The organism is Comamonas denitrificans, from assembly GCF_017368815.1.
GTDB classification, from domain to species: Bacteria; Pseudomonadota; Gammaproteobacteria; order Burkholderiales; family Burkholderiaceae_C; genus Comamonas; species Comamonas denitrificans.
The window spans coordinates 70,132-95,666 of record NZ_JAFNME010000006.1 but is presented as its reverse complement, the minus strand read 5'-3'; the positions used below and the strand labels follow the sequence as shown (position 1 = coordinate 95,666).

The following is a 25,535-nucleotide window of genomic DNA, read 5'->3' as shown; positions in this document are numbered from 1 at the left end:
TGGCGCGCTCAGCGATGCCCAGGAAATAGGAAATCGCTCATGGCGGCGGGATGCTCCTATCCTGCAGCCCGTCGGCTGCGCCATTGGGACGGCGTGCAGCCGGTGGCCTGATGAAACATATAGCTAAAGGCCGAGGTGCCGGCATAGCCCAGGTCGATGGCGATGCTGGTCACGCTGCGCGGTGTGCTCAGCCATTCCAGCGCCAGCAGCAGGCGCAGCTGCTGGCGCCACTGCCGCAAGGAGGTGCCCGTTTCCTGCGCAAAGTGCCGCGCCAGGGTACGGGCGGACATGCCCAGCACCTGCCCCCAAGCGTGCAGGCTGCGCGGGTCGGCGGGGTGGACGTATAGCGCCTCGCACATCTGGCGCAGGCGTGGGCTGTGCGGCCAGGGCAGGTGGCGCTGCAGCTGCGGCAGGCGCTGCAACTGGGCGCGCAGCATGGCGTACAGCGTGTGCAGGTAGGCAGCCTCTTCCTGCCGCCCTGCGGCTTGTTCTAGCTCCACGATCAGCGCCCGCATCAGGGGGCTGACGGCGTACGAGGTGCAAAGGGCTGGCAGGCCCAGATCGGGCGCATCGTCCACATACAAATTGCGAAATGCCGCGCCATGCAAGGCATGCGTAGCGTGGCGCGTGCCGGTAGGAATCCAGATGGCCTGCTCCGGCGTGATGACGTACCGGGCGTGCGCCACCGTCACCAGCAGCGTGCCCGCCGTGGCATAGACAAACTGGTTCCAGCGGTGCGTATGCTCGGCAAACCCCTGGCCCGGCCCCAGGTTTTCCGAGCGCAGCACCACCGGCTGCGGCAGCACCTGCAAGGCAGGCACGGGCAGCAAGGCAGCCGTGCGGGTGGGTGAGGAAGGCATGGGGCGGATGTTTGGCATGTCGTCGATAGCACTTGTCATAGTATCGAAAAACCGCCGTCGATCGCATGGCTAGCATGGCGGCCTGAACCACCGGATGCCCGCGCCATGACCCCTCTCCCCCTTTCCCCCCACGATGCCGCCGCCCGCTGGCGCGTGCTGTGCGCCGGTGTCTGCGCCCTGGTGCTGACGCTGGGGCTGGCCCGCTTTGCCTACACGCCGCTGCTGCCCATCATGCGGGCGCAGGCCGACCTGTCCCTGCTGGCCGGTGGCTGGCTGGCGGCCATCAACTACGCGGGGTACATGAGCGGGGTGCTGCTGGCCACGGCCGTCAGCGATGTGGAGCGCAAGTTCCGGCTCTACCGCATCGGCCTGCTGCTGGCCGTGGTCTGCACCGCAGGCATGGGGCTGACGACCCACGTGGCGCTGTGGGCGGCACTGCGCTTTGTGGCCGGACTCTCCAGCGCGGCGGGGATGCTGCTGGGGTCGGCCCTGGTGCTGAACTGGCTGGTGGCGCACCGCCAGCGGCCAGAGCTGGGCATCCACTTTTCCGGGCTGGGGCTGGGCATTGCGGTGTCTGGCCTGGCCGTGGTGGGCATGGTGGGCTGGCTGCCGTGGGACGAGCAATGGCTGGCGCTGGGCCTGCTGGGCGTGGTGTTTTTCATTCCCGCCTGGCGCTGGATGCCCCGGCCCGCCACCTTGCCCACCACCGCCAGCACGGCAGCAGCCAGCGCCCCGCCGCCCTCCGGGCGCTGGATGAAACTGCAAACCCTGGCGTACTTCTGCGCCGGTTTCGGCTTTGCCATCGGCGCAACATTCACCGTCGCCATCGTGGAAAAACTGCCACTGCTCGCCGGCCGGGGCAGTTGGGCCTGGGTCGTCGTCGGGCTGGCGGCCACGCCGTCCACCTTTGTCTGGGACCGCATCGCGCAGGAAATCAGCGTGGCCCGCGCCCTGATGCTGGCCTATGCCCTGCAAGCGCTGTCCGCGCTGCTGCCGCTGCTGTCGGACGGGGTGGCGCTCAACCTCATTAGCGCTGCGCTGTTTGGCGGCACCTTTGTCGGCATCGTCAGCCTGACGCTGGCGCTGGTGGGCCGCCACTTTCCCGCCAATCCGTCCAAGGCCATGGCCCGCATCACCCTGGGCTACGGCGTGGCACAGATTGCCGCGCCTGCCATGGGCGGGATGATTGCCCGCGCCACCGGCAGCTATGCCGACGCGCTGGCGGTGACGACGGTCATCCTGGCCGCCGGTGTTGTGCTGCTGCAACTACTGATCCGGGAAGAACGCAAAACAAAAGCATGAATACGCAGGATTTTTGCAACAACCATCAAAGAAACAAAAAATTTGGTGGTTTTTTGAATTTTTTCAGAATTTGACGCAATTTTTTTTCGCAAACTTTCCAGACCCATGTTGCACTGCCGCAAACGAAGTGCTACATTGCAGCGCTATGCCGATGTCCAGCGCTTTCTATTTTTACTTTTGGTTCTCTATCCCTGGCGGATGAGAGGCAAGCGCTCGCACACCCACGAACAACCCTCCCAAACAACCGCCGCAGCTGAAAAGCCCGGCGGTTTTTTGTTTTTCACGATCCCTTTTTTCACACAGAGGCACACATGACCGCTCAATACTCCCCGCCCGGTGACGCTTGGTACCGCAGCGCAGCCCCCAAAACTGGCCAGACTGACGACGAACGTATCAAGGACATTACTGTGTTGCCCCCTCCCGAGCACCTCATCCGCTTCTTCCCCATTCAAAGCACCCCTGTCGAAACCCTGGTCAGCGGCACACGGCAAAGCATCCAGCGCATCATGCGCAACCAAGATGACCGCCTGCTGGTCATCGTCGGCCCCTGCTCCATTCACAACCCCGAGGCCGCGCTGGACTACGCCCGCCGCCTGGCCGACGTGCGCGAGCAATACAAAGACACGCTGGAAATCGTCATGCGGGTGTATTTTGAAAAACCCCGCACCACCGTCGGCTGGAAAGGCCTGATCAACGACCCCTACCTGGACGGCAGCTACCGCATCGACGAAGGGCTGCGCATCGCCCGCCAGCTGCTCATCGACATCAACCGCTTGGGCGTGCCCGCAGCCAGCGAATTTCTGGACGTGATCTCACCCCAATACATCGGGGACCTGATCAGCTGGGGCGCGATTGGTGCCCGCACGACTGAGAGCCAAGTCCACCGCGAACTGGCCTCGGGCATTTCGGCACCGATTGGCTTCAAAAACGGCACCGACGGCAACATCCGCATCGCCACCGATGCCATCCAGTCGGCCAGCCGGGGGCACCACTTCCTATCGGTACACAAAAACGGCCAAGTGGCCATCGTCCACACCGCTGGCAACCAAGACTGCCACGTCATCCTGCGCGGTGGCAAAACGCCCAACTACGATGCCGCCCACGTGGCCGCCGCCTGCGCCGATTTGGAAAAAGCCGGCCTGCCCGCCACCCTGATGGTCGATTGCAGCCACGCCAACAGCCACAAACAGCACGAGCGCCAAAAAGACGTGGCGGCCGACATCGCCCAGCAAATCGAAAGCGGCTCGCGCCAAGTGTTTGGCGTGATGCTGGAGAGCCACCTGGTTGCCGGAGCGCAAAAGTTCAACGCCGGGCAAGACGATGTCTGCCAGCTGGTCTACGGCCAAAGCATCACCGATGCCTGCCTGGGCTGGAGCGATACCGTCACGGTGCTGGAGCAACTGTCCCAGGCCGTGCAAACCCGCCGTGAGCACGCGCACGTGCCTGAGGCCGCACTGCTGGATTAAAAATCATGGCTGCCACCGCTGGTAAATACTGTCTTTTTAATGACTTTCAGCCGAAAGTATTTGCCATTGCTGCGGTGGCAGCTCTGATTAATTTGTTGTTTTTAACTATTTATAGTGACAATCCCGAACGTGTCTGCAATCGGCTTGGGGTAAGCTGCTCTTTTTTCACCAACCATCTGCCGCGAGGATGATTTATGAGCAGTGAACTCATCGTACGTTTCAATCCGCAACAAGAATGGCGCATCGACCTCTCGCGCCTGGAGCCCATGGGCATGGAAGAGGCCCGCCGCTGGCTGGATGACCAATTTACCGCAATGGAATGCGAACCCCTGCGCGCCAGCGGCAAAGTGCTCCTGGCAGACAAAGTGCTGCTGGTCGCCCAAGCCGCCGGCCCCCGCCGCCTGGACGATGCTGACTGGCGCACCGCCTACGCCCGCGCAACCCACGCCATTTTGGTCAAACCCATGATCACCATCGACGTCGCCGCCATGGCGGTGACCTACTAAGCCACTAAGCGGCCCCTGCACACCGGCACCCCAGAACGCGCACCCAACAATAGTCAAAAAATGCGCTCTGCCCAGCGGCTCGCCTCCTGGCGCTGCCGGATGTGCGCACAAGGCCAGCACACGCGCTTTCACTGCACGGCTTGCCGTGCTTTTGGGCTAGAAAAGAGAACGCCATGCCGCAAAAAATCGCCATCGTCCTGCACGCCGCCCCTTATGGCAGCGAGCGCTGCCTGTCCGCCCTGCGCATCGCCAACATGCTGGCCGCGCACGATGAGCAGCCTGAAGTCACCGTCTTTTTAATGTCCGATGCCACCGTGCTGGCCCTGCCTGGCCAAAACGACGGCCAAGGCGGCCAAGGCCTGCAAAGCCACCTGCAAATGCTGATTGAGGCCGGTGCCACTGTGCGCGTCTGCCGCACTTGTGCCCAAAACCGCGGCCTGCTTGAGCTGCCCTTGCTGCCGGGCACCGCCATCGGCAACCTCACCGAGCTGACCGACTGGATCATGGCCGCCGACAAAGTGCTGACGTTTTGAATCCCAGGAACTTTGGCTTTAGCACTCGCATCTATCGAGTGCTAATATATGGTGCTGGATGAAAGGACGAATTGCGATGAACCACACCCCTGCTTGCACTGCAACGGCCTTGGCGCCCACCAATCCCTGGGCGCTGCTGCCCTCTTTGGGCAACCTGGATGCCTACATCAGTGCAGCCAACCGCATGCCCATGCTCACCCTAGAGGAAGAGCAGGAGTACGCCCGCAAACTCAAAGACCACAACGATCTGGACGCCGCCGGGCGGCTGATCTTGTCGCACCTGCGCCTGGTCATCTCGCTGTCGCGCCAATACCTGGGGTATGGCCTGCCACAAGGCGACTTGATCCAAGAAGGCAACGTCGGCCTGATGAAAGCCGTCAAGCGCTTTGACCCCGACCAAGGCGTGCGCCTGGTCAGCTACGCCATGCACTGGATCAAGGCCGAAATCCACGAATACATCATCAAAAACTGGCGCATGGTCAAAGTGGCCACCACCAAAGCGCAGCGCAAGCTGTTCTTTAACCTGCGCTCGATGAAGCAGGGCATGCAAACCGATGCCGCGATGGACAGCGATGCCGCCCTGCGTGACACACTAACGCCCGAGCAAATCGACACCATGGCCAGCAAACTGGGGGTCAAACCCGAGGAGGTGATGGAAATGGAAGCGCGCTTGGCTGGCGGCGATGTGCTGCTGGACCCTGCGCCCAGCGATGATGGCGAGGCCGCCTTTGGCCCCATCACCTACCTGAGCGACCGCCGCGATGAGCCCACCGCCATGCTCGAATCGCGCCAGCGCGATGTGCTGGCCAGTGATGGCATCGCCCACGCGCTGGACGGGCTGGATGAGCGCAGCCGCCGCATCGTTGAGCAGCGCTGGTTGCACGTCAATGACGACGGCAGCGGCGGCATGACGCTGCACGAACTGGCCGCCGAATACGGGGTCAGCGCCGAGCGCATCCGCCAGATCGAAGTGGCGGCCATGAAAAAAATGAAAAAAGCACTGGTTGCGTTTGCTTAAAAATAATAGCTATTTGCGCTGAATGAATAATACTTTCAGCGCTAATAGTTGCAAAAAACATTGATTTTTCAGCGCTAGCAGCTCACAAAAAACCGACCTGGGCAGGTCGGTTTTTTGTTGGGTGCGCTGGCCTTAGTCGTAGCTGCGGGCGTCTTCAATCACCTTGCCGTCGTTGGGCAAGCGCCCTGGGTGGTGAAACTGCACCTCACAGCGCAGCTTGGTGACTTCGCGCACGGTGTCTTGCAGCAATTGCACCAAGCCGGGGGCCGTTTCCAGGGTCTCGACGTGCAAGGTCATCTGGTCGTTGGCCATGGCCCCGGTGATGACCAGACGCACGCGCTGGATTTGGGGGAAGCGCTTGGCCACTTCAATCACCTGCCCGGGCTGCACGAACATGCCGCGCACTTTGGTGGTTTGGTCTGCGCGGCCCAGCCAGCCTTTGATGCGCACATTGGTGCGGCCTGTCGGGCAGTGGCCAGGCAGGATGGCGGAAAGGTCGCCCGTGCCAAAACGGATCAGCGGGTAGTCGGTGTTCAGGGTGGTGATGACCAGCTCGCCAACCTCGCCCTCTGGCACCGGGTCGCCGGTGCCGGGGCGCACGATTTCGACGATCACGCCTTCATCCACCACCAAGCCTTGCCGGGCTTCGGTTTCGTAAGCGATCAGGCCCAAGTCGGCGGTGGCATAGCACTGGTAGCCGGTCACGCCACGCTCTTGCATCCATTGCTGCAGCGACGGTGGGAAGGCTTCGGCCGAGAGCAGGGCCTTGCGCAGGCTGGGCAGAGGGGTGCCCATGGCCTGGGCTTTTTCCAAAATCAGTTTCAAAAAACTGGGGGTGCCGATATAGCCAGCGGGCTGCAGTTCGGCCATGGCCTGCACTTGCTGCTCGGTTTGGCCCGTGCCGCCGGGAAAGACGCTGCAGCCGATGGCATGGGCACCGTTTTCCATCATGGCCCCGGCGGGGACAAAGTGGTAGCTGAAGCAGTTGTGAATCAGCTCGCCGCTGCGAAATCCGGCGGCGTAGATGGCGCGGGCCATGCGCCAGTAGTCTTTGCGCTGGCCTTCGGGCTCGTAAATGGGGCCGGGGCTGGCAAAAACGCGCGGCATGGCCGGGCCAAAGCCGTGTGTTGCAAAGCCGCCAAAGGGATTGGTGCTGCGCTGGGCTTGTTGGCGCTCCAAGAGCTGGTATTTGCGCGTGACCGGCAGCTGGGCCAGCGCAGCGCGGCTGGTGATGCTGGCGGCATCCACGCCGGCCAGAATGTCCGCAAAGGCTGGACTGTGTTTCTGCGCATGGGCAATTTGCCCCGGCAGCGCAGCCAGCAAGGCCGCTTCGCGTTCCTCTGGGGGGCGGGTTTCAAGGGTGTCGTAAAACGCAGACATGGTCACTCTTTTCAGGGGATATTATTGGTATTAAATCAGTCTCTAACCATTGCAGAGTATATGGATAAAGCTATCAATATTAATATTCAAGCCAACCAGCGTTTGCGGCGCTTATAGCTTTTCACGTCTTTGAAGCTCTTGCGCTCGCTGCCGCCTACGCCCAGGTAAAACTCTTTCACGTCTTCGTTGCTGGCCAGTTCTTTGGCCGGGCCGTCCATGACGATGCGCCCGCTTTCCATGATGTAGCCGTAGTCGGCGTATTTGAGCGCCATATTCGTGTTTTGCTCGGCCAGCATGAAGGTGACTTTTTCTTTGTGATTGAGGTCTTGCACGATGTTGAAGACTTCTTCGACGATTTGCGGCGCCAGGCCCATGGAGGGCTCATCGAGCAGCACCATGCGCGGGTTGCTCATGAGGGCGCGGCCAATGGCGCACATTTGCTGCTCGCCGCCCGAGGTGTAGGCCGCTTGGCTGGTGCGCCGGGTTTTCAGGCGTGGGAAATAGTTGTAAACCTTTTCCAGGTTGCGGGCGATTTCGGCCTTGTCGGTGCGGGTGTAGCTGCCGGTGAGCAGGTTTTCTTCGATGGTCAGGTGGGCAAAGCAGTGGCGCCCTTCCATGACCTGCACCACGCCGCGCTTGACCAGGTCGGCGGGCGAGAGGTTTTGAATTTCTTTGCCTTCCAGCATGACGCTGCCTTTGGTGACCTCGCCGCGCTCGCCTTTGAGCAGGTTGGAGATGGCCCGCAAAGTGGTGGTCTTGCCCGCGCCATTGCCGCCGAGCAGGGCAACGATACCGTGCTCTGGCACTTTCAGCGAAACGCCTTTGAGTACCAAGATGACGTGGTTGTAAATGACTTCAATGCCATTGACTTCGACCAGCGGCTGGGTTGTGGAAGCGGGGGTTGCAGTGCTCATACCATCACCTAATGTTAGTTATAGCTGCAAGCGCTTGTATTGAAAGCGCTTGCAGTGTTTTATCTATCTAAATGACTTAGATAGTGCGACAAATGCTATGTTATTTGCAGTCGCGGATTTGAATGTTTTTCTCTTTGGCGTAGCGCTCACCGTACTCTTTCACGAGCGGATCGACCATGCTCTTGTCGGCCTGGTACCAGTCAGAGACAACGTTGAACTTGGCGCCATCCCACTGGGCGATGCGCGACCAGTCGGTGCCCATGTGGTTTTCGCAGCTGGTTTGAATGGGGCGCAAAATTTTGCCAAAGCCCAGTTCATTGAGGCGCTCTTGCGTCAGGTTCAGGTTCTCCAGACCCCAGCGCACTTGCTCGGGGGTCATGGTTTTGCCCTTGCCAAATTTTTCTTGGGCGGTGCGAATGGACTCCACTTGCAGCATCGCAATCATGACCCCTCGGGTATAGGCAATCGAGCGGGTACCTTTGACATCGCGGGCCGTGCCTTGGCCTTTGTCATAAAGCATGGTTTTGATTTCGTCGTGGACTTTGTCGAACTCGGCGGTGTTTTGAATGGTGACCGTGTTGTAGCCTTTGGCACCGGCACCGATGTCTTGCACATCGGTCTCAGAGCCGGCCCACCAGATACCGTAGATTTTGTCGCGTGGGTAGGCGGTGGCCTGGGCTTCACGAATCGAGGTGGGGGTCATCACACCAGCTGACCACAGCAACACGTAGTCGGGGCGCTGTTGGCGGATTTGGAGCCAGGTGGATTTTTGCTCTACACCGGGGGCGGTCACCGGCAGTTTGAGCAGTTCAAAGCCTTCTTTGGCGGCGCGTTTTTCCAGCAACGGCATGGGCTCTTTGCCAAACGGCGAATCGTGGTAAACCAGTGCGATTTTTTTGCCCTTCAGGCTGCCTTTTTCTTTTTTCAGGATGTCCTGAATCATGGAATCGGCCGCCGTCCAGTAGTTGCCCAGCAGGGGGAAGTTCCACTCAAACACCCGGCCATCGGCCGATTGCGACAGGCCGTAGCCGGTGGTCACGATGGTGGCCTTGTCGCCCGGGGCTTTGTCGCTAACGGCAAAGGTAATGCCGGTCGATTGGGTGTCAAAGCTGGCGGTGCCGTTGGGGCGGTTTTTCATGCGCTCGTAGCACTCCACGCCCTTGCCGGTGTCGTAAGCAGTTTCGCATTCTTCAAAGGTGATCTTGACACCATTGACCCCGCCTTTGGCATTCACCAGTTTCAGGTAATCCTGCTTGCCATCAGCCCATGGAATGCCCATGGGGGCGAACTGGCCGGTGCGGTACACCAGCAGCGGCATGAACTGCTCTTGCGCTTGCGCTTGGGCGGCGGGGCTGGCCAACAGGGTGCCCAGGCTGGCAGTCGCAATGGCGGCGGCCATGGCAATGGATTTGAATTTCATGGTGGTCTCCTAAAGGTGGGCGAGGTGCCCGGGTGGCGGCACTCTGAGGTGCCGTCGTTAAAAAACGTGAAAGCTTCTGAGGACTGCGCGGCTTAGTGTGGGAAGGGCCAGACGCGCAGTTTTTGGCGGGCGGTAGCCCACAGTTTGGCCAAACCGTGCGGTTCCACAATCAGGAAGAACACGATCAGGGCACCAAAAATCATGTGCTCCAGATAGGTGGCGGTGGCGGTGGAAATGGGCAGGCCCATCCAGTGCGGCACCTGGTTCAAGAACAGCGGCAGCAGCACAAAGAAGGCGGCACCAAAAATGCTGCCCACGATGGAGCCCAGGCCACCAATGATGATCATGAACAGCAGCTGCAGCGATTGGTTCAGGCCAAAGGCGGCCGGCTCCCACGAACCCAGGTGCACAAAGCCCCACAGCGCACCGGCAATGCCCACGATAAAAGAGCTGACGGCAAAGGCCGAGAGCTTGGCGTACACCGGACGGATGCCGATCACGCTGGCGGCCACGTCCATATCGCGCATGGCCATCCACTCGCGGCCCACCGAGCTGCGCACCAGGTTTTTGGCACCCAGTGCCAGCACGCACAGGATGGCCAGGCACAGCAAATACTTCTCCATGGGGGTGTCGATTTGCCAGCCCAGGATTTCCAGCGCTTTGGCGCTGACGGAGCCCGAGGAGGAGTTGTTCGTCACCCAGGCCGCGCGGGTGGTAATCCAGTCAATAAAAAACTGGGCCGCCAGCGTGGCCACGGCCAGGTACAGGCCGCGAATGCGCAAGCTGGGCAGGCCAAACACCACCCCCACAGCCATGGCGCACAGGCCACCGCCAATCAGGGCGATGAGCAGGGGCATGTTCTCAAACCGCGCTTGAAAGTTGAAGGCGGCGTAGGCCCCCACGGCCATAAAGGCGGCCGTACCCAAAGAGATCTGCCCGCAGTAGCCCACCAGGATGTTCAGGCCCAAAGCGCCCAAGCTCATGATGACAAAGGGAATCAGGATGGCTTGAAAGGTGTAATCACTGGCCACCAGCGGAATCACCAAAAAGGCAATGGCCAGCAAGCCCAAGATGGCGTAGCGGTCTTGCGCGATGGTGAAAATCTGCTGATCGGCCGCGTAGCTGGTCTTAAATTGACCGTTTTCACGATAAAACATTGCGTTCTTCCTCGTTTTCGTAAATGCGTTTAATGGGCGTTGCGTTAAACGCGGTCAATGATCTTGTCGCCAAACAGGCCTTGCGGGCGCACCAGCAAAAAGCACAGGGCCAGGCCATAGGCAAACCAGGTTTCGATGCCGCCGCCGACCATGGGGCCGATGTACACCTCGGAGAGCTTCTCGCCCACGCCAATGATCAGGCCGCCAATGATGGCGCCGGGCAGGGAAGTCAGCCCGCCCAAAATCACCACCGGCAGGGCTTTCAACGCCACCAGCGACAGCGAATACTGCACGCCCAGCTTGCTGCCCCAGATCACCCCCACCACCAAGGCCACGGCCCCGGCCACCGACCAGACAATGACCCAGATGCGCGACAGCGGAATGCCGATGGATTGCGCCGCTTGGTGGTCATCGGCCACCGCACGCAGGGCGCGGCCGGTTTTGGTTTTTTGGAAAAAGATGCTCAGCGCAGCGACCATCACGGCGGCGATGCCGGCGGCCATCAGGTCTTCGAGGCTGATCATCACGCCGCCTTCAAAGGTCGATTCCATCAGGAACACTGGGTCTTTGGGCATGCCCACGTTGATGCTGTACACCTCGGAGCCAAACACCATGGGGCCAAAACCGTCGAGTAAATAGGCAATGCCCAGGGTGGCCATCAGCAAAATGATGGGTTCTTGGTTCACCAGATGGCGCAGCGCCAAGCGCTCGATGGCCCAGGCAACGAGGACCATGCCCACCAAGGTGACGACGATGGCCAGCAGGTTGCCCACCAGGCCGGGCTCCATGCCCAGCCACTGCGGAATCCACTCGGCAAACCGCGCCATGACCAGGGCCGAGAACAGCACCATGGCCCCTTGGGCGAAGTTGAAAACGCCTGAGGCTTTAAAAATTAATACAAAACCAATAGCTACCAACGCATACAGCGTGCCAACCATCAGGCCACCAAATAGGGTTTCTAAGAAGAATGCCACGGTAACTGCTCCTTTTTTATATATCTCGGTGAAGTCCGTTGGGTTCGGTTAGTCCGTAGTACCCAGGTAGGCCCGGATCACGTCTTCGTTGTTGCGCACATCATCGGGGGCACCATCCCCAATTTTTTTGCCGTAGTCCAGCACCACCACGCGGTCAGAGATGTCCATCACCACGCCCATGTCGTGCTCGATCAGCACGATGGTGGTGCCAAACTCATCGTTCACGTCCAGGATGAAGCGGCACATGTCCTGTTTTTCCTCGACGTTCATGCCGGCCATGGGCTCGTCCAGCAGCAGCACCTGCGGCTCCATGGCCAGGGCACGGCCCAAGTCCACGCGCTTTTGCAGGCCGTAGGGCAGCTGGCCCACGGGCGTTTTGCGGTAGGCCTGAATTTCTAAAAAGTCGATGATGTTTTCGACAAACTCGCGGTGCGCCAGCTCTTCGCGCCGCGCCGGGCCCAGGTGGAAGGCTTGCTGCAGCAGGTTGCACTTCATCTTCAGGTTGCGCCCGGTCATGATGTTGTCGATCACGCTCATGCCCTTGAACAGCGCCAGGTTCTGGAAGGTGCGGGCCACGCCCATTTCCGCCACCTGGCGGCTGTTCATGTGGGCAAAGGTTTGGCCCCGGAAGGTGATCGAGCCTTCGCTGGGCGTGTACACGCCGTTGATGCAGTTGAGCATCGAGGATTTGCCCGCCCCGTTGGGGCCGATGATGGAGCGAATCTCGTGCTCGCGCACGTTGAATGAGATGTCGGTCAGCGCTTTGACACCGCCAAAGCGCAGGCTGATGTTTTGGATGTCCAAAATGACATCGCCAATTTTTTTCTCGGACATGGCGCTAGATTTTTCTTGGGCAATCGGGTGAGAGGAATCGCTGGGGGCAGCGGCGGGGGTGGCCGTGGAGCCGGGGTGTTCTAAAACAGCGTCGGTCATGAGCACCCTCGGTCAGGCCGCTTGGCGGGTGGCCGCAAAGACCTGCCCTTCCAAAATTTGCAGCGTGGCGCTGACGCTGCCCGTGCGCCCGTCTTCAAACTTCACCTGGGTTTCAATGAACTGCTCGGTCTTGCCGCTGTACAGCGCCTCGATCAGCACGGCGTATTTCTCGGCGATAAAGTTGCGGCGCACTTTGCGGGTGCGGGTCAGCTCATCGTCATCGGGATCCAGCTCTTTGTGCAGCACCAAGAAGCGGGCCACTTGGGTGTCGGCCATGCCTTCTTCGGCGGCCAGGCCGGCATTGACCTGGCGGATGCAATCGGCAATCAGCGCCAGCACCTGGGGCTTAGAGGCCAAGTCCACATAGCCGCCGTAGGGGATGCCCTGGCGCTCGGCCCAGTTGCCCACGGCTTCGTAATCAATATTGACAAAGGCGCACACCTTGTCCTTGCCGTTGCCAAAGCACACCGCCTCCTTGATGTGCGAGAAGAATTTGAGCTTGTTCTCAATGTAGTTGGGCGCAAACATGGCCCCGCTGGCCATCTTGCCCACGTCCTTGGCACGGTCGATGATGCGCAGTTGGCCGTTGGCACCAATCACGCCCGCATCGCCGGTTTTGAAGTAGCCGTTTTCATCCAGCACCTCGGCGGTGGCATCCGGGCGCTTGTAGTACTCCTTGAGCACCGACACGCCTTTGAGCAGCACTTCGCCGTTCTCGGCAATCTTCAGTTCAATACCGGGGGCGGCCTGGCCCACGCTGTTGATATCGACCTGGCCATCGCGCTGCAGACAAACATAGGCGCAGGTTTCAGTTTGGCCGTACAGCTGTTTGAGGTTGATGCCAATGCTGCGGAAAAACTGGAACAGCTCCGGCCCAATCGCTGCGCCCGCAGTGTAGGCCACGCGAATGCGCGACAGCCCCATGGCATTGCGCAGCGGGCCGTAAATCATGAAGTCGCCCAGGCGGTACTTGAGTTTGTCCAGCGCCCCGACCGGCTTGCCATCCAAAATGTCTGAGCCCACCCGTTTGGCCACATCCATGGCCTTTTTAAACAGCCATTGTTTAAACGGGGCCGCATCTTCCATGCGAATCGACACCGAGGTGAGCATGCCCTCAAACACCCGGGGCGGGGCAAAGTAGTAGGTCGGACCCACTTCGCGCATGTCAATGCTGACGGTGGCCGCCGACTCGGGGCAGTTGATGGTGAAACCGGCCACCAGCCATTGTGCGTACGAGAACAAATGGTCGCCCACCCAGGCCGGGGGCAGGTAAGAGATCACGTTGTCGCTGGGGCCCAGCTTGTCCACCTCCACCCCGCCCTGGGCCGAGCCGATGAAGTTGGTGTGCGTCAGGCACACCCCTTTGGGCTTGCCGGTGGTGCCCGAGGTGTAAAGAATCACCGCCACATCCTCAGCCTGCACACGCTGCTGCATGCTGTCCCACACACCCGGGTGGTCTTTATCCCAGGCGGCACCGAGCTTTTTCAGCTCTGCGGTGCTGATCAAACCGGGCTCTTCGTATTTGCGCAGACCGCGTGGGTCGTCGTAAATGATGTGGGTGATGCTGGGCACGGTCTCGCGCACTTCCAGCAGTTTGTCCACTTGTTCTTGGTCTTCGGCAAAAGCGAAGTGGATGTCGGCATCCTCCATCACAAACGCCATTTCTTGGGCCACCGCATCCTGGTACAGCGGAATGGGCACGGCCCCCAGGCTTTGCACGGCCGCAAAGCCCATGTAAACGTTGGGACGGTTGTCGCTGACGAAGGCCAGGTTTTGCCCCCGGGCCAGCCCCAGCGCCGCCAGGCCACAAGCCAGGTGGCGCACGTCGCGGGCGACATCGGCCCAGGTCCAAGTCTGCCAAATACCGAACTCTTTTTCACGCAAGGCAGGGGCTGTTGGGCGCTGCGTTGCGTGGCTTAGGAGCAGGTGCGGAAAAGTGTTCGCCATGGCGGTTCCTCACAAACAATGTTCTGGAAATTCCTGAAAATGGTGCCGTCAGTTTTATGTAAAAAAGTCTGCTTGGCACCCGATTTCCAACAATCGTAGTGGTGAGTTTGACGTTATTGTGTCTTTTCGTTTACTTTCCTGGGGAAAGTCCTAGTCGGGTTATCCTGCTGCTTACCGCGCTAATTGGCTTTTTACTGTGGTTTATTTTCATCATTTCGCACCGTCCGCCCAGGGAAATGGGCCCTCCCTGTGGCAAACCCTAGGGGACAGAGTCTTTATCTGCGCAGATGCTTCACGGTTATGAGTTCGACACCTTCTTTGTACCAACGCAGGCGCACCCCTTGCGCGCAAGAACTGGATGGCATCCCTTGGTTGCGCCTGCTCCAACCCCATGAGCGTGATCGGGCGGTGAATGCCATCCATGTCACCCAGGCCAACCCCGGAGAGTACGTGTGCATGATCGGGCGCCAAGTGACCTACTGGTTTGGGCTGATCGATGGCCTACTGAAAATGAGCTCCGAAAATGCCCAAGGCGTGAGCATGACCTTTGCCGGCCTGCCCCCTGGAGGGTGGTTTGGCGAAGGCACGGCCATCAAGCGCGAGTCCTACCGCTACAACGTGCAAGCGCTGCGCAAAAGCGTGGTCGCTGGCCTGCACATTGACACCTTTCATTGGCTGCTGGACAACTCGCTGGGCTTTAACCGCTACATCATGAACCAGCTCAACGAGCGCCTGGGCCAGTTCATTGGTGCGCGCGAGATTGATCGCCTCTCCAGCCCCGACCTGCGCGTGGCCCGCAGCTTGGCCGCCTTATTCAACCCGGCGCTCTACCCTTATCCTGGTGGCAATCAGCTGCTACGCATTACGCAGCAAGAACTGGCCTATTTGGTAGGGCTGTCGCGCCAACGGGTCAATGAGGCTTTGGCCACGTTAGAGGCTGCCGGTGCTATCCAAGTGGAGTACGGCGGCTTGCGGGTGGTCGATTTGGAAGCCTTGCGCAACGGTTTTTTTCAAAGCACCAAGTCCGCTTCTGCCCACGAAAAAGTGGATTGACCCCGCCCCCAGCAGCACGGATGGGCAGAATTTTTTTTATGCAGTGCCTGCCTTGCCCTCTTTTCTTGCCCCCGCTGCGGGCCAGGGGCCGACAAAGCGGCAGTGGTACAGGCACAATTGCGCCTTAATTTGTCTTGCCTAGAGTTGGCCATGCCCCCCTTTAAACCCAAATCCTCCTCCGGTGGCCGCCCTGCCCGCCGCGACCCTTCTGCCACCCCACGCCGCGAGGGGGGCGACCGGCCCAGCTTCCGCAGTGACGACCGAGGCCCGCGCCGCGAAGGCGGCGAGCGCCAAGAACGCCGTTTTGAGGGTGGTGACCGCCCACAGCGCCGCTTTGAGGGCAATGACCGGCCTCCACGCCGTGAAGGGGGCGACCGGCCCAGCTTCCGCAGTGATGACCGAGGCCCGCGCCGCGAAGGTGGCGAGCGCCAAGAACGCCGTTTTGAGAGTGGTGACCGCCCACAGCGCCGCTTTGAAGGCAATGACCGACCCCCACGCCGTGAAGGGGGCGAGCGCCCCAGCTTCCGCAGTGACGACCGGGGCCCGCGCCGTGAGGGCGGCGAGCGCCAAGAACGCCGTTTTGAAGGCGGTGACCGCCCGCAGCGCCGCTTTGACAACGACCGCCCCAGCTTCCGCAGTGACGACCGAGGCCCACGCCGCGAAGGTGGCGAGCGCCAAGAACGCCGTTTTGAAGGCGGTGACCGCCCGCCGCGTCGCTTTGACAACGACCGCCCCAGCTTCCGCAGTGATGACCGAGGCCCGCGCCGTGAGGGCGGCGAGCGCCAAGAGCGCCGTTTTGAGGGCGGTGACCGCCCGCAGCGCCGTGAAGGGGGCGAGCGCCCCAGCTTCCGCAGCGACGACCGAGGTCCACGCCGCGAAGGCGGTGAGCGCCAAGAGCGTGGCCCGCGCAGTGACCGCCCCCAGCGGGACTTTTCCGATCGTGCGCCGCGCGGCGATTTTGACCGCTCGGCCCCTGCGCCAGAAGGCGAGCAGCCGGGTCGGCGGGGCAGCATTCGCACCTACCGCGCCCCGGCCAGCCTGAAAGGCAAAGCCGCGCCAATCAAGGTGATTCGCCCAGAGGACACCCCGCCCGAGGGGGCAGAACCGCGCTTTCGCCACCGCAAGCCACGGACTGAATAAATAGCTGGTGGCGCTTATAAACAAAGCGATTGCGCTTTAAATCAAGTTAAAACCTTTACAAAGAGCGCGGTAAGCGCTCTTTTTTTTAGCTGTTTTTCCAAAGAATGCCTGGGCCAATGTCGGCCAACGTAGCGCAGCCCAGTTGCGCCATGGCCAGCTCCAACTCGCTACGCAACAGGTGCAGCATGTGAGCCACCCCCAGCCAGCCCGCACAGGCCAGGGCGTGCAGTTGCGGTCGGCCCACCAACACGGCGCTGGCTCCCAAGGCCAGGGCTTTGACCACATCGGTTCCCCAGCGCACGCCGCTATCGAGCAGCAGCGGCACATGCACCGCCTGGGCGATGGCGGGCAGCACTTCCAGCGGGCTGACCACGCCGTCCAGCACCCGCCCGCCGTGGTTGGAGATGATGAGGGCATCCACCCCCGCATCGACCAGCTGGCGGGCCTGCGCCGGGTGCAACACGCCTTTGACAATCAACGGCAGCCGGGTGTGCGCGCGCAGCCAGCGCAGCTCGTCCCAACGGGGCGCTTGCTGCACCAGCGGGGTGCCAAACAGCGGCGGGCCGTCGATGCTGCTGGCCTGCGGGCGCGGGGCGATGTGGCGCAGGTTGGCCGCTTGCACACCGGCGGGCAGGGCAAAGCCGGAGCGTTTGATGCTGGCATCCACCGTCCAGACGATGGCCTCGTAGCCCGCGTTTTCGGCCCGCTGCACCAGCTCCAGCGTGTGCTGGCGCTCGGCCTGGGAATAGAGCTGAAACCACAGCGGCCCACGCCGCTGCAAGGCGCTGCGGGTGTGCTGCGCCTCGTGCGCAATCGCCTCCAGCGTGTGGCTGCTCAGGGTGCTGGCCACCATGCCCGCTTGCAAGGCGGTGGCGGCGCGCACGCTGGCCAGTTCGCCCTCAGGGTGGGCCAGGGTTTGGTAGGCCACGGGGGCCAGCAGGATGGGGTGTTCTAGCGGCTGGCCCAGCAGGGTTTGGCGCGTGTGCGCGGCGCTCAAATCGGCCAGCGGCTGGGGCAGCAGGCGCAGCGCATCAAAGGCAGCGCGGTTGTGCGCCAGGGTGTGCTGCTGATCGGCCCCGCCCTGAATGTGCTGCCAGGCGCTGGCTTCGATGTGCTGGCGGGCCTGCTGTTCGTAATCGGGCAGGCTGGCGATATGCGCCGGAATCTGGCTGGCCGCCGGTTGCACCGGCTGGCCCAGGCTGTTCAACGCCGCGCTCATGTTTGCGACCACATGCGCAGCAGGTTGTGGTAGGTGCCTGAGAGGGCGGAAATCTTCGGATGCGCAGGGCAGTCGGCGGTCAGGGCCTGGATGCTTTGGTCTAAATCAAAGAGCAGTCGGCGCTTCTCTGCCGAGGAAATTAGGCTTTGTGCCCAGAAAAATGAGCCGTAGCGTGTGCCTTTAGCTACAGGATTGACGCGGTGCAAGCTGGTGCCAGGGTAAACGATGGCGTCGCCGGCGGCCAGCTTCACGCTTTGGTGGCCAAAGGTGTCTTCAATGACCAGCTCGCCGCCCTCGTATTCGTCGGGGTTGCTAAGAAAGACGGTGGTCGAGACATCGCTGCGCAGCTTGCTGGCCGTGCCGGGCAGGGCAAACAGCGCGTTGTCAATGTGGTTGCCATAGGTGCCGCCGCCTTCGTAGCGGTTAAAGCGCGGGGGCAGCACTTTGAGCGGCAGGACGGCCGACAGGTACAGCGGGTTGTGCGCCAGTTTGTTCAAAAGAAATTCGCCCAGCGTTTTGGCGGCTTCGCTGGCCAGCGGCAGTTGCAGGTTGTGCTTAACCTGGGCGGCCAGCTGGCCGGCGGTGGCGCGGCCATCTTCCCAGGGGGCCTGCTCCAGGGTCTGGCGGCAGGTGGCGACTTCTTCGGGGGTGAGCAGGGCAGGAATTCGCAGCAGCATGGTGATGGGCAAGAAGGAATGGTGGGCGCGATGATGGTTTGCGCAAGAAACCCCGCTGCCCAGGGTGGGGAGCGGGGTTGGTGCGGAGTATCGGATACAGACCCGTGGTTTAGTAAGTGATTTTCAGCGTGGCCACAGCCGAGCGGCCTGCGCCGATGTTGGCGTAATGCGGCGAACGCACGCCGGTGTAGTACACCTTGTTGCCCAGGTTGTACAGGTTCAGCTGCAGTGCCATGTTCGGCGTGAACTGGTAGCTGGCCATGGCATCGTAGCGGGCGTAGCCGCTGGCCCCTTTGGTGACGATGCCACCGTCATTGCTGCGGATGTAGGCGGCGTTCACACTGCTTTGCGCGTACACACCCAGGCCCAGGGTGAGTTTGGCCGTGGGCTTGTAGCTGCTCCACAGGCTAAAGCTGTGCTTGGGCGTGTTTTGGAAGGGCTGGCCGTTGGCAATGTTGCCGATACCCATGTCTTTTTGCTCGCTGTCCATATAGGTGTAGCCGCCAAAGATGTCCAGACCGTGCATGACGCTGCCGGTAAAGCCCAGCTCCAGGCCATTGACCACTTTGTTGCCACCCATGTAGGTCAGGCCGTTTTCGGTGATGCGCACGTTGGTCACTTCGTTGCGGAAGATGGCCGCCGTCAGGCCCAGGCGGTTGTTCAGCACATCCCACTTGGTGCCCAGCTCGATGGAGCGGGTTTTTTCCGGTTGCAGATCGGCCAAGGCATCGGTGGTGACGGTGAGGTCTTCGCTGCCATTGCCCAGCGTGGAGCCGCCAGGGCGGGACGAGGTGCCCAGGCTGGCGTAAATGCTGCCGTTGGCGGCCGGTTTATAGACCACGCCCAACTGGTAATTCCACAGCGTGTCACTGCGCTGCAGGTCGTACGCCGGGTAGTTATTAGGGGCACGCCCACCGGCCGGGCCGGAAACGTTCAGGCGGTAGTGGTCCATGCGCAGGCCGCCGTTGAGCAGCCACTGCTCGTTGAGCTTGACGGTGTCAAAGCCGTAGAGCGCCACGGTGTCGATTTGCGACGTGCTGGCCTGGGCCGGTTTATTCCAGGCGAATTGCCAGTTGGCGCTGCTGTTGGGGTGGTTCAAATCAGCACACCACGGGGTGAGTGCCGTGCAGTTGCTGGTGGCGTTGTCCTGAATCGCGCCCGACCACACATCGGCTTTTTCTTTGGACAGTTCCATGCTCACCGCAAACGTGTGTTGGATGCTGCCCACAGTTTGTTCGCCCGTGAACTCGGTCACGTTTTGCAGCGTGGTGGTTTGTGCATCACGGAAGTTACCGCGCCGCCAGACAAAGCCTTTGTCCACGTTGCCCTTGCTGTCGTCAGGCTGCGTCCAAACGTAGTCTTGTGTGGATTTGCTCCAGCGCAGGCTGTTGCGCAGCTTGTTGGTGGCGCTGAATTTGTGCTCGACCGAGGCGGTGAACATATCGCTTTTTTCTTTTTGAAAATCGCGGTTGTCCAGGCCGTACCAGTTTTTGCGGCTGGCACCGTATTCCGGGCGCACCGTGCTGCCGCCGGGCAGGTTGGCCGCCTGGGTATTGCTCCAGCGGTAGGGGATGCCGCCATCGGGCACATCGTCGGTTTGCAGGTGCTGCCAGCCCAGGGTGATTTCGGTGGGTGTGCCCATGCCAAAGGTGACGGTGGGGGCAATGCCCCAGCGTTTGTTTTCAGGGCCATTGCGCCCGGCCACATCGGCATCGTGGGCCATGGCATTCAGGCGCAGGCCCACGGTGTCAGCAAGCTTGCGGTTCAAGTCCAGCGTGCTGCGCTTGTACTGGTCGGTGCCCAGGCCGACATCGGCGGCGATGAAGTTTTCGTTCTTGGCTTTTTTGGTCGCCAGGTTGATCGACCCGCCCGCCCCGCCCCGTCCGGCATAGGCCGAATCAGCGCCTTTGATGACCTCAATGGCCTCCAAATTGAACACCTCGCGGGAGCCGGCGGCAATGTCGCGCATGCCATCGACAAAGGTGCTGGCCTGCGCATCCATGCCGCGAATAAACGCCTGGTCGCCCGTGGGGTTGCCGCCCTCGCCGTTGCCAAAGGTGATGCCGGGGGTGGCTTTCAGGGCCTCTTGCAGGCTGGTGGCCCCGGTTTGTTGCAGCACCTCTTCGGTAATCACTTGCACGGTTTTGGGGGTGTCCACCAAGGGCGCGGTGAATTTGCTCGAAGCGGCCTGGTCGGCCTTGAGCGGGCTGTCGCCCGTCACGGTCACAGTCGAGAGGGTGTTGGTGGCCGGGGCCGATTGCGCCAAGACATTGGCGCTGACCAGGGTCAAACCAGCGGCCAGGGCCAGTTGCGTCAATTCGCAGTGCAGGCCAGATTTGCTGTTTGCTGACATGGGAAGTCGTGAGAAATGAATAAGAAAGTGGAAAAAAACACTCCCTTAATGGGAGCGCCACTCCCATTTTATCAATAAATGAGAATTGTTCTTTTTATCAAAATCAATATTTTTGTGTTTCTGCACGCTTTTCTATGGCCACTGCAGCCCTTGAAATACCGCCCTCCACCCCTAACTGCAACGGCGTTGCCGACACGGGGTCGGCGTTTTTATTGCTGGACAACACCTTATGAGTAAACACACCCATTCCTTCCAAGCGGAAGTGGCACAACTGCTGCACCTGGTGACGCATTCGCTGTACTCCAACCCCGAAATCTTCCTGCGCGAGCTGATCTCCAACGCCTCGGATGCGTGCGACAAGCTGCGCTTTGAAGCCTTGAACGACAGCAGCCTGTACGGCGACCAGCCCAACCTGGAAGTGCGCCTGGCGTTCGACAAAGAGGCCAAAACGCTGACCATTACCGACACCGGCATCGGCATGAGTGCGCAAGAGGCCATCGACCACCTGGGCACCATTGCCAAGAGCGGCACCAAGGCGTTCATGGAGCAGCTCTCGGGCGATCAAAAATCCGATGCCCAGCTGATTGGCCAGTTTGGCGTGGGCTTTTATTCCGGCTTCATCGTGGCCGACAAAATCACCGTGGAATCGCGCCGCGCGGGCCTGCCCGAGACTGAAGGCGTGCGCTGGACGAGCAGCGGCACGGGCGACTTTGAGGTGGAAACCATCACCCGCCCGCAACGCGGCACCAGCATCATCCTGCACCTGCGCGATGACCAGCTGGAGTTTCTAAACGCTTGGAAACTCAAATCGCTGGTGAGCAAATACTCCGACCACATCAGCCTGCCCATCCTGATGGAAAAGGAAGAGTGGAAAGACAGCGACAAAGAAGGCGAACCCGGTGCCATGGTGAAAACCGGCGAGTGGGAAACCGTGAACAAGGCCAGCGCCCTGTGGACGCGCGCCAAAAAAGACATCACCGCCGAGCAGTACCAAGAGTTCTACAAAAGCATCAGCCACGACCACGAAGACCCGCTGGCCTGGGCGCACAACCGCGTGGAAGGCAACAGCGAGTACACGCAGCTGCTCTACATCCCGGCCAAGGCCCCGTTTGACCTGTACACCCGCGACAAGCACGCGGGCATCAAGCTGTACGTCAAGCGCGTGTTCATCATGGACGATGCCGAAGCGCTCATGCCGCAGTACCTGCGCTTTGTCAAAGGCGTGATCGATTCCGCCGACCTGCCGCTGAACGTTTCTAGAGAACTGCTGCAAGAAAGCCGCGACGTGCGCCTGATCCGCGACGGCTCGGTCAAGCGCGTGCTGTCGATGCTGGAAGACCTGGCCAAGCACGACAAGCACGAGGCCAGCACCGATGCCGACGGTGTCACCGACGTGGTCAGCGAAGAAGACAAGGCCAAGGAAGGCAAGTACACCCGCTTCTACGCCGAGTTTGGCCCGGTGCTCAAAGAAGGCCTGGGCGAAGACTTTGCCAACCGCGAGCGCATCGCCAAGCTGCTGCGCTTTGCCTCGACCAGCAGCGACGCGCCCACCGTGGGTTTTGCCGACTACAAGGCGCGGATGAAAGAGGGCCAGGAAGCCATCTACTACATCACCGCCGACACCCTGGCCGCGGCCAAAAACAGCCCGCAGCTGGAAGTGTTCAAGAAAAAGGGCATTGAAGTGCTGCTCATGACCGACCGCGTGGACGAGTGGGCGCTCAATTACCTGCACGACTTTGACGGCACGCCGCTGCAAAGCGTGGCTAAGGGCGCGGTCGATTTGGGCAAGCTGCAGGATGAAGAAGAGAAAAAAGCCGCCGAGGAAGCTGCCGAAGCCTTCAAGCCCCTGCTGACCAAGCTCAAAGAAGCGCTCAAAGACAAAGCCGAAGATGTGCGCGTGACTTCGCGTCTGGTCGATTCGCCCGCCTGCCTGGTGGTGCAAGAAGGCGACATGAGCAGCCAGCTGGCCCGCATGTTGAAACAGGCCGGGCAGAGCGTGCCCAGCAGCAAACCGGTGCTGGAGGTGAACCCGGAGCACGCACTGGTGAAAAAGCTCGATGGCAGCGTGCATTTCCACGACCTGGCGCACATTTTGTTTGACCAGGCCCTGCTGGCCGAGGGCGGCCAACTGGAAGACCCGGCGGCCTACGTCCAGCGCGTGAATGCGTTGCTGGTTTAATTAAAGTAGCTGGTTGCGCTTTGATTTAATGGTTTTTTATAGTTTTTAACGTAAATACCCATAATTAATAAGCGCAAGCAGCTATTAAAAATACAAAACCCTGGTGGGCATGCCTGCCGCCAGGGTTCTTTTTTTGCCCGCTGTTTTGCCGGTTGTGTTGCCCATTGAGCCGAGGCGATGGGCAGGCAAAAAAAAGCCGCTGCCCAGGAAACTGGCACAGCGACATCAAGAAGGGAACTGGTTCAAAAAAAGAAAAAAAGCTGGGCTGTTTTACACCTGCATGTTCATCACATCGGTGTAGGCCTGCACCAAGCGGTTGCGCACTTGCAGCGTGGCTTGAAAGCCGATTTGGGCTTTTTGCATGGCGACCATGGTCTCTTCCAGGCTGACGGCCGGGTTTTCCATTTGCACTTGGCGCTGCAGGTGGCTGGAATTGTTTTGGGCTGCGCTGACCGAGCGCAGGGCGCTTTCCAGCGCCACGCCAAAACCGTGCCCCTCGGCTTCTGCGGCCTGGATGGGCTTGGTCAAACGGGCGGCGGCATCGTTGGCGGTGCGCAGGGCAGACAGGGCGCTTTGAATGTTTTGAATGTTTTGAATGCGGGTGTCCATGGTGTGCCTCCTGATCGGGGTGAACTTAACTTGGCCGCAATCGTAGTGGTCTGCGCTGGCGCTGGTGAAGGGAAAAACTGGGCAAAAGGGGGGCTTATCGCCTGACCGCAGGGCAGGGATATTTGAATAATCGAGAGCACCTTGGGTTGCGTGCCGACCCTTGTAACTCGTTGGAAAAAAGAATATGTCCGCCCTTGCTGAAGTCCCTGCTGCTCAGACTCCCCCCGCTGTTACCGGCACCCCTGGTACAGGTGTTGCTGCCTTGCAGCAGCGTTTGAACCAAATGGACCGTGGGCAACGCCTGCGCTGGGGCGGCCTGGCCGCCTTGGCGGTGGTGGCCGTGGTGGCGGCAGTGCTGTTTTCCCGCCAGCCCGATTACAAGGTGCTGTTCTCCAGTTTGACGGACAAAGATGCCGGGGCCATCGTCGCCCAGCTGACCCAAATGAACGTGCCTTACCGCTACACCGAGGGCGGCGGGGCCATTTTGGTGCCGGCCGACAAGGTCCACGATGCCCGCCTGAAGCTGGCCACCCAGGGCCTGCCCAAGGGCTCAGTGGCTGGCTTTGAGGTGATGGACAACAGCAAATTTGGCATCACCCAGTTCCAAGAGCGGGTGAATTACCAGCGGGCCCTGGAAGGGGAGCTGACCCGCTCCATCCAAGGCCTGTCGGCGGTGCAAGATGCCCGCGTGCACTTGGCCTTGCCCAATCAAAATGGTTTTTTCCGCGAGCAGCAAAAGCCTTCGGCCTCGGTGATCGTCAATCTCTACCCCGGCCGTGGGCTTGATCGCACGCAGATTGCCGGCATCGTGCATTTGGTCGCTTCCAGCGTGCCGGAGCTGGCCCCCAGCAGCGTGAGTGTTTTGGATGAAAGCGGCAAGCTGCTCTCGCAAGAGCCCGATGGCAAAGACGGCGTGGTCGATTTGCAGCAGCTGATGTACCAGCAGCAGCTGGAAAAACAATACGTGCAGCGCATTTTGGACATCCTGGAGCCGGTGGTCGGCCAGGGCAACGTCAAAGCGCAGGTCACCGCCGATTTGGATTTTTCGCAGTCCGAATCAACGTCTGAGCTGCACGCGCCCAACCAAGGCGAAAGCGTCAATAGCGCCATTCGCAGCCGCCAATCGGTGGAAAGCACCGGGGCCCCCAAAGACCTGCCGCCCACCGGTGTTCCTGGGGCCACCACCAACCAGCCCCCCCAAGCAGCCGCTGCACCGATTAACGGCCAGGCCCAGCCCTTGCGCACCGCACAGGAAGGGCAAAGTGATTTCCTGGCCATTCCTGGCAGCAAGCGCGAAGTGATCACCAATTACGAGGTCGATAAAACCATTCGCGTCACCCGCAACAGCACCGGCGGCATTAAACGCATGACGGCGGCGGTGGTCGTCAATTACCTGCCAGGCACCCCGGCCGAGGCCGGTGGCGTGGCCACGCCCCAGCCCATGACCGAGCAGCAGCAAGCGCAAATGCTGGCCCTGGTGCGCGAAACCATTGGCTTTAACGCCGAGCGGGGCGATTCGGTGAACCTGATGAACACCCCGTTCCAGGCCGCGCCGCGCTTGGCCTCGGACTTGCCGGTGTGGCAGCAGCCCGAGACCATTGAAATGGTCAAAACCATTGGCTGGCCCGTGGGCTTTGTGCTGGCGGCGCTGATTTTGATGTTTGGCGTGGTGCGCCCCCTGGTCAAGAGCCGCCGCAAGAAAGAGATGCAGGCCCAGCTTGATCTGCTGGAGGCCGAGGAGCTGGAGCGCCCTGCCCTGCCGCAAAAACCGGGTGATTTGCCACCCGAGCAGATCCGCCTGGACCAGGCCCGCGCCTTGGCCAAGCAAAACCCGATTGCCGTGGCCAACATTATTAAAACTTGGGTCAATGGGCCAGAGGCGTGAGCGCCGGCTG

General features: G+C 60.9%; 22 protein-coding genes. 10 read left to right on the top strand and 12 right to left on the bottom strand.

Annotation, left to right across the window (positions count from 1 at the left end; genetic code table 11):
• Nucleotides 1–56 precede the first annotated feature (56 nt).
• The gene (locus J1777_RS04365) at nt 57–860 is read right to left on the bottom strand and encodes an AraC family transcriptional regulator (RefSeq protein WP_207574619.1); all 804 of its coding nucleotides are present in this window, start codon (nt 858–860) and stop codon (nt 57–59) included.
• A gap of 105 nt (nt 861–965) precedes the next feature.
• Here J1777_RS04365 and J1777_RS04360 point away from each other — a divergent pair, with 105 nt between their 5' ends.
• The 6 genes from J1777_RS04360 to rpoH all read left to right on the top strand — a co-directional run bounded on the left by J1777_RS04360 (nt 966) and on the right by rpoH (nt 5,685).
• Complete coding sequence (locus tag J1777_RS04360; protein ID WP_207574618.1) at nt 966–2,162, top strand: YbfB/YjiJ family MFS transporter; 1,197 nt, start codon at nt 966–968, stop codon at nt 2,160–2,162.
• 311 nt (nt 2,163–2,473) lie between these two features.
• Nucleotides 2,474–3,628: a 3-deoxy-7-phosphoheptulonate synthase gene (locus J1777_RS04355; protein ID WP_207574617.1), complete on the top strand. Its 1,155-nt coding sequence runs from the start codon at nt 2,474–2,476 to the stop codon at nt 3,626–3,628.
• A 5-nt stretch (nt 3,629–3,633) separates the two neighbouring features.
• A complete protein-coding gene (locus J1777_RS04350) occupies nt 3,634–3,819 on the top strand; it encodes a hypothetical protein (protein WP_207574616.1) in 186 nt (61 codons plus the stop codon).
• 3 nt (nt 3,820–3,822) lie between these two features.
• Nucleotides 3,823–4,134 carry a hypothetical protein gene (locus J1777_RS04345; protein WP_207574615.1) on the top strand — a complete coding sequence of 104 codons (312 nt, stop codon included), beginning with the start codon at nt 3,823–3,825 and terminating at the stop codon, nt 4,132–4,134.
• Nucleotides 4,135–4,307: 173 nt separating this feature from the next.
• Nucleotides 4,308–4,667 (top strand): DsrE/DsrF/TusD sulfur relay family protein, encoded by a 360-nt coding sequence (locus J1777_RS04340; protein ID WP_207574614.1) that lies wholly within the window; start codon nt 4,308–4,310, stop codon nt 4,665–4,667.
• A 76-nt stretch (nt 4,668–4,743) separates the two neighbouring features.
• On the top strand, nt 4,744–5,685 hold the full coding sequence (gene rpoH, locus J1777_RS04335) for an RNA polymerase sigma factor RpoH (protein ID WP_207574613.1): 942 nt from the start codon (nt 4,744–4,746) through the stop codon (nt 5,683–5,685).
• Nucleotides 5,686–5,817: 132 nt separating this feature from the next.
• On the opposite strand, the gene J1777_RS04330 is transcribed toward rpoH, so the two are convergent.
• The 7 genes from J1777_RS04330 to J1777_RS04300 all read right to left on the bottom strand — a co-directional run bounded on the left by J1777_RS04330 (nt 5,818) and on the right by J1777_RS04300 (nt 14,410).
• Nucleotides 5,818–7,065: a phenylacetate--CoA ligase family protein gene (locus J1777_RS04330; RefSeq protein WP_207574612.1), complete on the bottom strand. Its 1,248-nt coding sequence runs from the start codon at nt 7,063–7,065 to the stop codon at nt 5,818–5,820.
• Between the two features lie 86 nt (nt 7,066–7,151).
• Nucleotides 7,152–7,979 (bottom strand): ABC transporter ATP-binding protein, encoded by an 828-nt coding sequence (locus tag J1777_RS04325; RefSeq protein WP_207574611.1) that lies wholly within the window; start codon nt 7,977–7,979, stop codon nt 7,152–7,154.
• A 100-nt stretch (nt 7,980–8,079) separates the two neighbouring features.
• Entirely contained in the window at nt 8,080–9,399 is a 1,320-nt protein-coding gene (locus tag J1777_RS04320; RefSeq protein WP_207574610.1) for an ABC transporter substrate-binding protein, read from the bottom strand.
• A gap of 92 nt (nt 9,400–9,491) precedes the next feature.
• Nucleotides 9,492–10,556, bottom strand: coding sequence for a branched-chain amino acid ABC transporter permease (locus J1777_RS04315; RefSeq protein ID WP_207574609.1), 1,065 nt, complete (start codon nt 10,554–10,556; stop codon nt 9,492–9,494).
• A 44-nt stretch (nt 10,557–10,600) separates the two neighbouring features.
• Nucleotides 10,601–11,530: an ABC transporter permease subunit gene (locus J1777_RS04310; RefSeq protein WP_207574608.1), complete on the bottom strand. Its 930-nt coding sequence runs from the start codon at nt 11,528–11,530 to the stop codon at nt 10,601–10,603.
• A 48-nt stretch (nt 11,531–11,578) separates the two neighbouring features.
• Nucleotides 11,579–12,364, bottom strand: coding sequence for an ABC transporter ATP-binding protein (locus J1777_RS04305; protein ID WP_207574645.1), 786 nt, complete (start codon nt 12,362–12,364; stop codon nt 11,579–11,581).
• A 111-nt stretch (nt 12,365–12,475) separates the two neighbouring features.
• Nucleotides 12,476–14,410, bottom strand: a complete 1,935-nt coding sequence (locus tag J1777_RS04300) for an AMP-dependent synthetase/ligase (protein ID WP_207574607.1) — start codon at nt 14,408–14,410, stop codon at nt 12,476–12,478.
• 300 nt (nt 14,411–14,710) lie between these two features.
• On the opposite strand from J1777_RS04300, the gene J1777_RS04295 reads away from it, so the two are divergent.
• Nucleotides 14,711–15,463, top strand: a complete 753-nt coding sequence (locus J1777_RS04295) for a Crp/Fnr family transcriptional regulator (protein ID WP_207574606.1) — start codon at nt 14,711–14,713, stop codon at nt 15,461–15,463.
• A 150-nt stretch (nt 15,464–15,613) separates the two neighbouring features.
• Nucleotides 15,614–16,603: a hypothetical protein gene (locus J1777_RS04290; RefSeq protein ID WP_207574605.1), complete on the top strand. Its 990-nt coding sequence runs from the start codon at nt 15,614–15,616 to the stop codon at nt 16,601–16,603.
• Nucleotides 16,604–16,688: 85 nt separating this feature from the next.
• Here the strand turns inward: J1777_RS04290 and J1777_RS04285 are convergent, their stop codons facing one another.
• The 3 genes from J1777_RS04285 to J1777_RS04275 all read right to left on the bottom strand — a co-directional run bounded on the left by J1777_RS04285 (nt 16,689) and on the right by J1777_RS04275 (nt 20,852).
• Entirely contained in the window at nt 16,689–17,822 is a 1,134-nt protein-coding gene (locus tag J1777_RS04285) for an alpha-hydroxy acid oxidase (protein WP_242700377.1), read from the bottom strand.
• Nucleotides 17,819–18,499 carry a Fe2+-dependent dioxygenase gene (locus tag J1777_RS04280; protein WP_207574604.1) on the bottom strand — a complete coding sequence of 227 codons (681 nt, stop codon included), beginning with the start codon at nt 18,497–18,499 and terminating at the stop codon, nt 17,819–17,821. Before J1777_RS04280 ends, J1777_RS04285 begins: the two co-directional genes overlap by 4 nt.
• Before the next feature lie 109 nt (nt 18,500–18,608).
• Entirely contained in the window at nt 18,609–20,852 is a 2,244-nt protein-coding gene (locus J1777_RS04275) for a TonB-dependent receptor (protein WP_207574603.1), read from the bottom strand.
• Between the two features lie 229 nt (nt 20,853–21,081).
• Between J1777_RS04275 and htpG the strand changes: the two genes are divergently transcribed.
• Nucleotides 21,082–23,031 (top strand): molecular chaperone HtpG, encoded by a 1,950-nt coding sequence (gene htpG, locus J1777_RS04270; RefSeq protein WP_207574602.1) that lies wholly within the window; start codon nt 21,082–21,084, stop codon nt 23,029–23,031.
• 270 nt (nt 23,032–23,301) lie between these two features.
• On the opposite strand, the gene fliE is transcribed toward htpG, so the two are convergent.
• Nucleotides 23,302–23,640, bottom strand: coding sequence for a flagellar hook-basal body complex protein FliE (gene fliE / locus J1777_RS04265; protein WP_207574601.1), 339 nt, complete (start codon nt 23,638–23,640; stop codon nt 23,302–23,304).
• A 184-nt stretch (nt 23,641–23,824) separates the two neighbouring features.
• On the opposite strand from fliE, the gene fliF reads away from it, so the two are divergent.
• Nucleotides 23,825–25,525, top strand: coding sequence for a flagellar basal-body MS-ring/collar protein FliF (gene fliF, locus J1777_RS04260; protein ID WP_207574600.1), 1,701 nt, complete (start codon nt 23,825–23,827; stop codon nt 25,523–25,525).
• Nucleotides 25,526–25,535 lie beyond the last annotated feature (10 nt).